Genomic DNA, 11518 nt, shown 5'->3' with positions numbered 1-11518 from the left:
TCAGGCGAAATAACTCAGAAGCGAATTGATCACCGTACGCTGGTTCACCGGCGCGAGGTTGTAGAACAGGGGCAGGCGGAGCAGACGTTCGCTCTCTTTGGTGGTGTAGCGGTCTTCACCGGCAAACATCCCGAAGGCTTCGCCAGCCGGGCTGGAGTGCAGCGGAATATAGTGGAATACCGCCATAATTTCCGCCTCCTTCAGCCAGGCAATCAGCTTGCTGCGATCGTCGTTATCGCGCAGCTTGATATAGAACATGTGGGCGTTGTGGATGCAGTCTGCCGGAATAGTCGGCAGTTCAATACGTCCGGCTTTAGCCAGCGGCTCCAGCGCGTCGTAGTAGGTTTGCCACAGGGAGAGGCGTTGCAGATTGATTCGCTCTGCCGCTTCCAGCTGCGCCCAGAGATACGCGGCCTGCAAGTCCGCCATCAGGTAGCTTGAGCCGATATCGCGCCAGGTGTATTTATCCACCTGACCGCGGAAGAACTGGCTGCGGTTGGTCCCTTTTTCACGGATCACTTCCGCACGCTCCACAAGGGCACGATCGTTAATCAGCGTCGCGCCGCCTTCGCCGCCTGCGGTGTAGTTTTTGGTTTCGTGGAAGCTAAAGCAGCCGATATGACCGATGGTTCCCAGCGCGCGACCTTTGTAGGTGGACATCACGCCCTGCGCGGCGTCTTCCACCACGAACAGGTTGTGCTTTTTGGCGATGGCCATGATGGTGTCCATTTCACAGGCCACGCCCGCGTAATGCACCGGAACAATCGCCCGCGTTTTGTCGGTGATCGCCGCTTCAATCAGCGTTTCGTCGATGTTCATAGTATCCGGACGGATATCCACAAACACGATTTTCGCCCCGCGCAGGACAAACGCGTTCGCCGTGGAGACGAAGGTGTAGCTCGGCATGATCACTTCATCGCCGGGCTGAATATCCAGCAGCAGCGCGGCCATTTCGAGCGATGCGGTACAGGACGGCGTCAGCAGCACCTTGGCACTGTGAAAACGTTGCTCCATCCACTGCTGGCAGCGACGGGTAAAACCACCGTCGCCACAGAGCTTGCCGCTGCCCATAGCCGACTGCATGTAATCAAGTTCAGTGCCCACAACGGGAGGCGCGTTAAATGGAATCATCTTGTCACCTGTATAACCAGTAGGCGGTGGCGTCGATGCTGGCACCACTCGCAATATAACGTTTAAGCGCAGCGGTGTTGCCCATCTGGGTTGCGACCCGCAGCGTCGATACATGTTGTTGCTCCGCCCAGTGCAGCGCCGCCTGCATGAGTTTTTCGCCCATGCCGCGCCCGGCTAACAAACCGATGCGCGCCTCTTGCTCGTTGAGCCTGCGAAGCGAAACAAAACCCTGAATCTGCCCACCGGCAGTACGGAACACCAGACAGACGTGGTCAAACGTGCCTTTAACCGCATTCTCTATCCACCGGGCATAAAAGCGGCCGCTGTCATCGGGCGCATACCAGGGCGCCCGGAAACGGCTTTGAGCGAAAGCCAGCGCCGCCATCTTGCGCAGCGCGGGGATATCCTGCTCCGTTGCAATTTCCGCGCCCGGTGAGCCGTGGCGGGCCACGGTAACAGAGAGATCAACCTCGCCCTCGACCAGCCGGAATCCGTGCTGCTGGAGCGCGTCCAGCAGATCGGCGCGGTCCGCCGGGATCTTAGCCTGTACGCGCTGCCAGGCGCTGAAGTCTGCGTCCTGCAACGCAGGAGCGTTATCGCGCAGACGCACTATCGCTGAGGGGAGCGAAAAAAATACGCTTTCCCACTCAAGGGACTCCAGCACGCCGTTGAGAGTAATCAACGCCAAACGCCCTTAGTATCAACAATATACTGCTGACGCACGGCATCAGCGGAGACCGCTTTAAACGCATTGTGATCCACCAGCAGCACCAGCACATCCGCCGTCGCCAGCGCGTCATCCAGTGCGGTAAGGGTGCAGTGACCGGCAAGTTTTGCCGGCAACGCATGAATATTCGGCTCAACCACCAGCGTTTCACCGCTGTGCCAGGCTGCGATCGTTTCGGCAATTTCCATTGCCGGGCTTTCGCGAAGATCGTCAATATTCGGTTTGAATGCCAGACCAAAGCAGGCAATTTTCAGCTCACTGGCACGTTTACCGCTGTCGGCGAGGCAATCCGCCACCGTGGCTTTCACCTGGTTGAAAACCCAGTGCGGTTTGTGGTCGTTTACTTCGCGCGCGGTGCGAATCAGGCGTGCCTGTTCCGGATTCTGCGCCACGATAAACCACGGATCGACCGCGATACAGTGCCCACCCACACCCGGCCCCGGCTGAAGGATGTTCACGCGTGGGTGACGATTGGCAAGGCGAACAAGTTCCCAGACGTTAATCCCCTGATCGGCGCAAATCAACGACAGTTCATTCGCAAATGCAATGTTAACATCGCGGAAGCTGTTTTCGGTCAGTTTGCACATCTCGGCGGTGCGGGAGTTGGTCACCACGCATTCGCCTTCAAGGAAGATCTTATACAGCTCGCTGGCGCGCGCGGAGCAGACTGGGGTCATGCCGCCAATCACGCGGTCATTTTTAATCAGTTCCACCATCACCTGGCCTGGCAGTACGCGCTCAGGGCAGTAGGCGATGTTGATATCGGCCTGGTCGCCCGCCTGCTGGGGGAAGCTGAGATCGGGACGCGCCTCGGCCAGCCACTGTGCCATCTGCTCGGTTGCCCCAACAGGTGAAGTGGACTCAAGAATAACCAGTGCCCCTTTCTTCAGCACAGGCGCAATGGATTTTGCCGCCGCCTCGACGTAAACCATGTCAGGCTCGTGATCGCCTTTAAAGGGCGTAGGCACCGCAATCAGGTACGCATCGGCTTCTACCGGCGTGGTGCTGGCGCGCAGGAAGCCACCGTCCACCGCCTTTTTCACCACACGATCGAGATCGGGCTCCACGATATGAATTTCGCCACGGTTGATGGTTTCTACCGCATGCGCGTTGATATCTACGCCAATAACCTGCTTTTGACGAGAGGCAAAGGCCGCCGCAGTAGGCAGCCCGATATAGCCGAGACCAACAACAGAGATGGTAGTAAAACTCATAGCGTTACCCGATTGTGTTTAAGTGCGTGCAAAATACGTCCACAAGCCTGCCCGTCCCCGTACGGGTTATGGGCACGGCTCATCGCCTGATACTCTTCTTCGTCATGCAGTAAGCGCGTGACCTCTTCGACAATACGATGCGGATCCGTTCCCACCAGACGCACGGTACCGGCAGTGACCGCTTCCGGACGTTCAGTGGTTTCGCGCATCACCAGTACCGGCTTACCGAGGGAAGGCGCCTCTTCCTGAATGCCGCCAGAATCGGTCAGGATCAGCCAGGCGTGGTTCATCAGCCAGACAAATGGCAGATAGTCCTGCGGCTCTATCAGGAGCACGTTTTCCACGTGGCCCAGGATACGGTTGACCGGTTCGCTGACGTTAGGGTTAAGGTGCACCGGATAGACAATCTGCACATCCTCATTCTGCGCGGCGATTTCAGCCAGCGCGTGGCAGATTTGCTCAAAGCCACGGCCAAAACTTTCGCGGCGGTGTCCCGTCACCAGAATCGTTTTCTTGCCGTTGTTCAGGAACGGATAGCGCGCAGCGAGTTCTGCCTGAAGCTCGCTGTTAGCCAGCACGCGGTCACGCACCCAAATCAGCGCATCAATGACCGTATTGCCGGTAACGAAGATTTTGCTGTCGCTGATGTTTTCGCGCAGCAGGTTCTGACGTGAGTTCTCGGTTGGCGCAAAATGGTACATCGCCAGGTGACCGGTGAGCGTACGGTTGGCCTCTTCCGGCCACGGGGAATAGAGATTGCCGGTACGCAGTCCCGCTTCGACATGGCCAACAGGGATACGCTGATAGAACGCGGCCAGGCTGGTCGCCACGGTGGTGGTGGTGTCGCCGTGCACCAGCACTACATCCGGCTTGAACGACTCCAGAATAGGCTTTAATTCTTGCAGAATACGGCAGGTGATTTCCGTCAGTCCCTGTCCCGGTTTCATTATATTGAGATCGTAATCCGGGACGATAGAAAAGAGGGTTAAGACCTGATCGAGCATCTCACGGTGCTGGGCAGTCACGCACACTTTCGCTTCAATATCAGGATCTCTGGCCAGCGCATGAACCAGAGGCGCCATCTTGATGGCCTCCGGCCTGGTGCCAAATACGGTTAGTACTTTCACATCGATTCTCTTCGATTAGACGATGAAGGCCGCAGCCTTCATCGTAGACGGCGTTCTTAGTTTGTGCGGCGACGCAATAACGCTACGCCAGCGCCAGTCAGTGCGCCCACAATCCCCCACATGATCATCAGGAATGCGCGACGCGGACTATCGCGTTTTACAGGCTCTTCAGGCGTTCTTAAATAACGATAGGTCTGAAAACGCGGGTCCAGCGTTGGACCGACGTTGAGCGTATTGAGCATGGCGCGGTTTTGGTCGTAATCAAGGTCAAAGTCAGGGCCAACGGCCTGGATATTTTCCAGACGTGCCTGAAGCATTGGGCGACCAAGAAGGAACATTTCTGAATCAGGGAGTTCGTCAGCCGGAACATCCGTTTCGCTACGGGAAATATTGTGCTGTTCCGCAATCTTCAGCGCCTGCTCAATATTATGCACGCGACGGGCGAAGATGGCCTTAGCGACCTCTTCCTGACGTTTGACCTGCGCTTTCATCTGGATAGTTCGCGCAGCCCAGGCGCCTTTCAGCTCGTCATTCAGATGACTGGCCGCACGCTGGCTGGCAAAAGCAACGTACTGACGCAACAGGTTATTGGCGTCAGGCGCCGTTTCCGCAATCAGCTTCACGCTGTCGCTAACGTTACGGAGCACATCGCCAGGCATAAACTGAATGTTGTTGATTAAATCATCCAGCAGCGCGGCATCCGCTTTGCTGTTACCGACCATACGCTGCTTGTAGTAGTCTGTCTGGGACCAGAAATCGCGACGTGTATCCCACGACGCCAGCTGCATCACAAACTCTTTGTAGGACTCATCCATCACCGAGGCCTGATCCGGGGTCGCCAGATTGGCCTTGATATCAAGATTACGCAGGAATTGCTGCTGGGAGTAGTAGCCTCCAAGCATATTCACCGTTGGTCGGTCTGTGATCGCCGTGGCGCTCCACTCTTGTTTCGCAAAGAAGGTGTAGGCAAGCGCTAACAGCGCGAACCCCAGGCCAATCCCCACAATCCACAGTTTGCCCTGCCATAACACTCGAAACAAACCACGAATATCCAGCTCGTTCTCAGTGCCCACTGATTTCGCTCCCGCCAACGGTTGAGTCATCATAGTCCCGGTTTTACTTAGTTAATGTTGTGTTTTTGCCAATGTTCCGACGCATCCTGCGTTTTAAACGTTTAATAAAACGCGCGACTTTCCATGCACGCTTGATGCAGTAACCGTACATGAAAAATGCTAGCAAGAATAATACCAACATTACCCATTCAGGAATGAAATGAGCGTATTCCGCGGCAACGCCAATCGCAGCCAGAATAGCAGCCGCTAGCGTAATCAGCACAAACGCCTGACGAGACGTGAAGCCGGCGCGCATAATCAGATGATGAATATGCTGCCGGTCCGCAGAAAATGGGCTCATTCCTTTACGCAGACGACGATACATAATCGCCACCATATCCATCAGCGGAATGGCAATGATCCAAAGCGCTGTAACCGGGCTGATTGGATGTGTTTTACCCTGAGTGGTTTCCAATAAGATCCAGATAATAGTGAAACCAATCAATGTGCTACCCGCATCGCCCATAAAGACTTTATAGCGACGGCCCAGCGCGCCAAGATTTAAAAGAATATAGGGCAGAATGGCCGCAATCATAGCAAAACACCACATTGCCAGGCTGTATTGACCATCAAACCATAAGATTATGCCAATGGCAGCAAATGAAACACAAGATAGTCCGCCCAATAAACCATCAATCCCATCTACCATATTAAATGCATTGATGGCGACCCATACGGCAAAGAGTGTAAGGAAGTAACCAAACGGCCCAAGTACCATCTCCCAAGAACCAAAAATGTATCCAAGACTGCTAAGGTGAAGGTTTGCCGCCACCATCATGGCAAGAGCAACTGCAGCCTGCACGAAGGCTCGAATTTTTACACTGATATCGTAGCGATCATCAAGTGCCCCCACAACAACCAGAACAGACGCACAGCACAGGTACAGCCTGGCATGTGGGATATAGTAATCCGCGATAGCAAAAGTGAAAGAAACACCTGCAAAAACGGAGATTCCTCCCACCAAGGGAATCATACCTTGGTGCCGTTTACGGAAGTTAGGTTTGTCCACTAAACCGACATATTTTGCTACCTTACGTGCTAAAAAAAGAAAGCAAGTAGTGAACAAAAAAATACTGGTGAGTTCAGCAAACGTATCGAATAGGTTCACAACGGATGTTCTCAACATATGTTAGTCAAAGAAGTATAACCATGATGGCATCAAGCCAGAAGGCATAAAGCACACCTCTTGCGACCCATTTGTTTATTATTCAAGCTATTAATATTTTTACTGTGCGAATTTTCTTATTGTCGCACCGACCGGGCAAAATTGGGAGTGTGTGGTAATAGCGTATAGCCCATAAATAAAAAACGCCACGTAAAAACGTGGCGTTTACTGGGATTATTTGCGTTACGAGCGTTTCATCATGTCGAAGAAATCGTCGTTCGTTTTAGTCATCGCCAGTTTGTTAATGAGGAATTCCATTGCGTCGATTTCGCCCATTGGATGGATGATTTTGCGCAGGATCCACATTTTCTGCAGCTCTTCCTGAGTGGTAAGCAGCTCTTCTTTACGGGTACCGGAACGGTTGTAGTCGATCGCCGGGAAGACGCGTTTTTCTGCGATTTTACGAGAAAGGTGCAGTTCCATGTTGCCTGTACCTTTAAACTCTTCGTAAATAACTTCGTCCATTTTGGAGCCGGTATCGATCAGCGCCGTCGCGATAATGGTCAGGCTACCGCCCTCTTCCACGTTACGCGCCGCACCGAAGAAACGCTTCGGACGATGCAGGGCGTTGGCATCCACACCACCGGTCAGTACTTTACCGGAAGCCGGCACCACGGTGTTGTAGGCACGCGCCAGACGGGTAATGGAATCGAGCAGGATGATCACGTCTTTCTTGTGCTCAACCAGGCGTTTCGCCTTCTCGATAACCATTTCCGCAACCTGAACGTGGCGGGAAGCAGGCTCGTCGAAGGTTGACGCAACCACTTCCCCTTTCACCAGACGCTGCATCTCGGTCACTTCTTCCGGACGTTCGTCAATCAGCAGCACCATCAGCACACAGTCTGGATGGTTGTAAGCAATGCTCTGCGCGATGTTTTGCAGCAGCATGGTTTTACCGGCTTTTGGCGGCGCCACAATCAGACCACGCTGGCCACGACCAATTGGCGATGCCAGATCCAGCACACGAGCGGTTAAGTCTTCAGTAGACCCGTTACCACGCTCCATACGCAGACGAGAGTTCGCGTGCAGCGGCGTTAAGTTCTCGAACAGGATCTTATTGCGGGAGTTTTCCGGTTTGTCGTAGTTGACTTCATTAACCTTCAACAGCGCAAAGTAGCGTTCACCCTCTTTTGGAGGACGAATCTTACCTGAAATGGTGTCACCAGTGCGGAGGTTGAAACGGCGGATTTGGCTAGGGGATACGTAGATGTCGTCAGGGCCGGCGAGGTAGGAGCTGTCTGCAGAGCGGAGGAAACCAAATCCGTCTTGCAGTATCTCCAGCACACCGTCGCCAAAGATATCTTCGCCACTCTTAGCGTGTTGCTTCAGGATGGCGAAAATGATGTCCTGCTTGCGCATACGAGCCTGGTTTTCCAGTCCCATATTTTCGCCGAGAGTGATCAGCTCAGAAACCGGCGTATTCTTTAATTCGGTAAGATTCATAATGGTGTGGGTTCTTAAACTCGGGGTGATTCTCGAACTTAATGTTGTGAATGGTATGGCAGGGTCATCCATGCCTGTTTAGCGGCCATCACCTCATGTCTGTTCGCTGTCTGGTCACAGGGAAAGAACGCAGAACTGAAACGACAAGACGGATTGAGTGACAAGCCCGGAATCTAGCAACTTCACGCACTGTTTAAGTTAACAACGGGAAGTATCGGGTAAAACAAGATTCAAACAACAAGATATGTTTAAAACGTAGTCATAGCTAACTTAGCACGACTAAAGCCGGGCGTCCAGAGCTCACCATTAATTAGGCGCTCTGGACGCTCAGCGGAGAAACCTTACGCCAGGTTAGCGTCCAGGAACTCTTTCAGTTGACCTTTGGACAGTGCGCCCACTTTGGTCGCCGCCACGTCACCGTTCTTGAACAGCAGCAGGGTCGGGATGCCACGGATACCGTATTTTGGCGCGGTGCCCGGGTTCTGGTCGATGTTCAGCTTGGCAACGGTCAGTTTGCCCTGATATTCGTCAGCGATTTCATCCAGAATCGGAGCGATCATTTTGCAAGGACCACACCATTCAGCCCAGAAATCAACGAGGATCAGCCCGTCAGCTTTAAGTACGTCCGTGTCAAAACTGTCGTCAGTCAGGTGAATAATTTTATCGCTCATATATAACTCCACAGGAATAAGCCTGGTACGTTGGTTTTGTCTCCACCAACGACGTGTTGATGTCGCATTAACCAACTAAAGGTTGACTTTATTTCACCGGATACGCTTTCGTAAAGCAATAGTAAGCTGATATTCTACCACACTATGAGCAAAACACATTTAACAGAACAGAAGTTTTCCGACTTCGCCCTGCACCCAAAGGTGATCGAAGCCCTTGAAACTAAAGGGTTTCATAACTGCACGCCCATTCAGGCTCTCGCCCTGCCGCTGACGCTGGCCGGTCGTGATGTTGCAGGGCAGGCGCAAACCGGTACTGGCAAAACGATGGCGTTTTTAACGTCAACGTTTCATTATTTACTTTCTCACCCAGCGATTGCAGACCGCAAAGTTAACCAGCCGCGCGCGCTAATTATGGCCCCGACGCGAGAACTGGCGGTACAGATCCACGCAGACGCTGAGCCCCTGGCGCAAGCCACTGGCCTGAAACTTGGCCTGGCCTATGGCGGCGACGGCTACGATAAACAGCTGAAAGTGCTGGAAAGCGGCGTGGATATTCTGATTGGGACCACAGGCCGTCTTATCGACTACGCTAAACAGAACCATATCAACCTCGGCGCAATCCAGGTCGTGGTGCTGGATGAAGCAGACCGCATGTACGATCTGGGCTTCATTAAAGACATCCGCTGGCTGTTCCGCCGTATGCCTGCGGCAAACCAGCGTCTGAACATGCTGTTCTCCGCAACCCTTTCATACCGCGTACGTGAACTCGCATTCGAGCAGATGAACAATGCGGAATATGTGGAAGTAGAACCGGAGCAGAAAACCGGGCACCGCATTAAAGAAGAGCTCTTCTATCCTTCTAATGAAGAGAAAATGCGCCTGCTGCAAACCCTGATCGAAGAAGAGTGGCCGGATCGCGCGATCATCTTTGCGAACACTAAACACCGCTGTGAAGATATCTGGGGCCACCTGGCGGCAGATGGTCACCGTGTGGGCCTGCTGACCGGCGACGTGGCGCAGAAAAAACGCCTGCGCATTCTCGACGAATTTACTCGTGGCGACCTTGATATTCTGGTCGCGACCGACGTGGCGGCCCGTGGCCTGCACATTCCAGCCGTGACGCACGTCTTTAACTATGACCTGCCAGATGACTGTGAAGACTATGTACACCGTATCGGTCGTACCGGTCGTGCCGGCGCAAGCGGTCACTCCATCAGCCTTGCATGTGAAGAGTATGCGCTGAACCTTCCGGCCATTGAGACCTATATCGGTCACTCTATTCCACAGAGTAAATACAATCCGGACGCGCTGATGAGCGAACTGCCGCCACCTAAGCGCCTTACCCGTCCACGTACCGGTAATGGCCCGCGTCGTTCCGGCGGTGCGCCGCGTAATCGTCGTCGTTCAGGTTAAAAAATGATGCTCAGTTCCACCTCGCTCTATGCGGCAATTGATCTCGGTTCGAATAGTTTTCATATGCTGGTTGTACGCGAGGTGGCGGGAAGCATACAGACGCTGACGCGCATCAAGCGTAAGGTCCGCCTGGCGGCGGGCCTGAGCAGCGATAATCACCTCTCTCCCGAAGCCATGGAACGTGGCTGGCAGTGTCTGCGCCTCTTTGCAGAACGTCTGCAGGACATACCGCATGCCCAAATCCGCGTTGTCGCGACCGCGACGCTCCGTCTGGCGGTTAATGCCGTTGATTTTATTGCCAAAGCGCAGGAAATTCTCGGCTGCCCGGTGCAAGTCATCAGCGGTGAAGAAGAAGCGCGTCTGATATATCAGGGCGTGGCGCACACTACCGGGGGCGACGATCGCCGTCTGGTGGTGGATATTGGCGGAGCGAGTACTGAACTGGTGACCGGCACAGGTGCCCAGGCGACCTCGTTGTTCAGTCTGTCGATGGGCTGCGTAACCTGGCTTGAGCGCTACTTTACTGACCGCAATCTCGCGCAAGAAAACTTCGACGAGGCTGAAAATGCCGCGCGTGAAGTGCTGCGCCCGGTCATGGACGAACTGCGCTACCACGGCTGGAAAGTGTGTGTTGGGGCGTCAGGAACTGTACAGGCGTTGCAGGAAATCATGATGGCGCAGGGGATGGATGAGCGGATCACGCTTGCTAAACTCCAGCAGCTTAAACAGCGCGCCATTCAATGTGGTCGTCTGGAAGAGCTGGAAATTGAAGGGCTGACGCTCGAACGTGCGCTGGTCTTCCCCAGCGGGCTAGCCATTCTCATCGCCATTTTTACCGAGCTAAACATCCAGTGCATGACCCTGGCAGGCGGCGCACTGCGCGAAGGTCTGGTCTATGGGATGCTGCATCTTTCGGTGGATCAGGACATTCGAAGCCGTACGCTACGTAACGTCCAGCGCCGCTTTATTGTGGATACCGATCAGGCGCAGCGAGTGGGCCAACTGGCATCGCTCTTTGCGGATCAGGTTAAATCACGTTGGGATATCGAACCGTTAAGCCGCGATTTGCTGCTAAGTGCGTGTGCGTTGCATGAAATTGGGCTTAGCGTTGAGTACAAGCAAGCGCCGCTACACGCAGCCTGGCTGGTGCGTAATCTCGATTTGCCGGGCTACACTCCCGCGCAGAAAAAATTGCTCGCGACCCTGCTGCTGAATCAAACCAACGCCGTTGACCTCTCTTCACTCCATCAGCAAAATGCTGTACCGCCGCGCGTGGCCGAACATCTCTGCCGCTTACTTCGTCTGGCGATTCTGTTTGCCAGCCGGCGTCGCGACGATCTCCTCCCGGCCATTACGCTGGTGGCAGACGATGAAAAACTGACGCTGACGCTGCCGGAAAATTGGCTAGAAGATCATCCGCTTGGAGCAGAGTTGATCGAGCAGGAGTGCCAGTGGCAGAGCTATGTGCACTGGGCGCTTGATGTGAAGTGACCCTTGAAGCGTGCCGGGGGGCGG

General features: G+C 54.2%; 10 protein-coding genes. 2 read left to right on the top strand and 8 right to left on the bottom strand.

The features are described 5' to 3' along the window. The 8 genes from rffA to trxA all read right to left on the bottom strand — a co-directional run bounded on the left by rffA (position 1) and on the right by trxA (position 8590). The gene (gene rffA / locus CKK19_RS07685) at positions 1–1131 is read right to left on the bottom strand and encodes a dTDP-4-amino-4,6-dideoxygalactose transaminase (protein WP_032608214.1); all 1131 of its coding nucleotides are present in this window, start codon (positions 1129–1131) and stop codon (positions 1–3) included. A gap of 4 nt (positions 1132–1135) precedes the next feature. Further along, positions 1136–1813 carry a dTDP-4-amino-4,6-dideoxy-D-galactose acyltransferase gene (gene rffC / locus CKK19_RS07680; protein WP_063853768.1) on the bottom strand — a complete coding sequence of 226 codons (678 nt, stop codon included), beginning with the start codon at positions 1811–1813 and terminating at the stop codon, positions 1136–1138. Continuing rightward, complete coding sequence (gene wecC / locus CKK19_RS07675; protein ID WP_063853769.1) at positions 1810–3072, bottom strand: UDP-N-acetyl-D-mannosamine dehydrogenase; 1263 nt, start codon at positions 3070–3072, stop codon at positions 1810–1812. Before wecC ends, rffC begins: the two co-directional genes overlap by 4 nt. Further along, entirely contained in the window at positions 3069–4199 is a 1131-nt protein-coding gene (gene wecB / locus CKK19_RS07670) for a non-hydrolyzing UDP-N-acetylglucosamine 2-epimerase (protein ID WP_045308205.1), read from the bottom strand. The genes wecC and wecB overlap by 4 nt, the downstream gene beginning before the upstream one ends. Positions 4200–4255: 56 nt before the next feature. Continuing rightward, positions 4256–5302: an ECA polysaccharide chain length modulation protein gene (gene wzzE / locus CKK19_RS07665; protein WP_022646646.1), complete on the bottom strand. Its 1047-nt coding sequence runs from the start codon at positions 5300–5302 to the stop codon at positions 4256–4258. Between the two features lie 13 nt (positions 5303–5315). Then, positions 5316–6437, bottom strand: coding sequence for a UDP-N-acetylglucosamine--undecaprenyl-phosphate N-acetylglucosaminephosphotransferase (gene wecA / locus CKK19_RS07660; RefSeq protein ID WP_063853770.1), 1122 nt, complete (start codon positions 6435–6437; stop codon positions 5316–5318). A 222-nt stretch (positions 6438–6659) separates the two neighbouring features. Continuing rightward, positions 6660–7919 (bottom strand): transcription termination factor Rho, encoded by a 1260-nt coding sequence (rho, locus tag CKK19_RS07655; RefSeq protein ID WP_001054528.1) that lies wholly within the window; start codon positions 7917–7919, stop codon positions 6660–6662. A gap of 341 nt (positions 7920–8260) precedes the next feature. Next, positions 8261–8590 carry a thioredoxin TrxA gene (gene trxA / locus CKK19_RS07650; RefSeq protein WP_006812392.1) on the bottom strand — a complete coding sequence of 110 codons (330 nt, stop codon included), beginning with the start codon at positions 8588–8590 and terminating at the stop codon, positions 8261–8263. 144 nt (positions 8591–8734) lie between these two features. Between trxA and rhlB the strand changes: the two genes are divergently transcribed. After that, entirely contained in the window at positions 8735–10003 is a 1269-nt protein-coding gene (gene rhlB, locus CKK19_RS07645; protein WP_022646644.1) for an ATP-dependent RNA helicase RhlB, read from the top strand. Between the two features lie 6 nt (positions 10004–10009). Then, complete coding sequence (gene gppA, locus CKK19_RS07640; protein WP_063200598.1) at positions 10010–11494, top strand: guanosine-5'-triphosphate,3'-diphosphate diphosphatase; 1485 nt, start codon at positions 10010–10012, stop codon at positions 11492–11494. The last annotated feature ends 24 nt before the right edge of the window (positions 11495–11518 follow it).

Source organism: Enterobacter sp. CCUG 70166, from assembly GCF_020224095.1.
GTDB lineage: Bacteria > Pseudomonadota > Gammaproteobacteria > Enterobacterales > Enterobacteriaceae > Enterobacter > Enterobacter intestinihominis.
This window is presented reverse-complemented; position numbering and strand designations above follow the sequence as displayed.

Bases quoted from the DNA above. Each gene is read 5' to 3' on its own strand.
- rffA (WP_032608214.1), bottom strand. From the start codon at position 1,131: ATGATTCCATTTAACGCGCCTCCCGTTGTGGGCACTGAACTTGATTAC.
- wecC (WP_063853769.1), bottom strand. From the start codon at position 3,072: ATGAGTTTTACTACCATCTCTGTTGTTGGTCTCGGCTATATCGGGCTG.
- wzzE (WP_022646646.1), bottom strand. From the start codon at position 5,302: ATGACTCAACCGTTGGCGGGAGCGAAATCAGTGGGCACTGAGAACGAG.
- wecA (WP_063853770.1), bottom strand. From the start codon at position 6,437: ATGTTGAGAACATCCGTTGTGAACCTATTCGATACGTTTGCTGAACTC.
- rho (WP_001054528.1), bottom strand. From the start codon at position 7,919: ATGAATCTTACCGAATTAAAGAATACGCCGGTTTCTGAGCTGATCACT.
- trxA (WP_006812392.1), bottom strand. From the start codon at position 8,590: ATGAGCGATAAAATTATTCACCTGACTGACGACAGTTTTGACACGGAC.
- rhlB (WP_022646644.1), top strand. From the start codon at position 8,735: ATGAGCAAAACACATTTAACAGAACAGAAGTTTTCCGACTTCGCCCTG.
- gppA (WP_063200598.1), top strand. From the start codon at position 10,010: ATGCTCAGTTCCACCTCGCTCTATGCGGCAATTGATCTCGGTTCGAAT.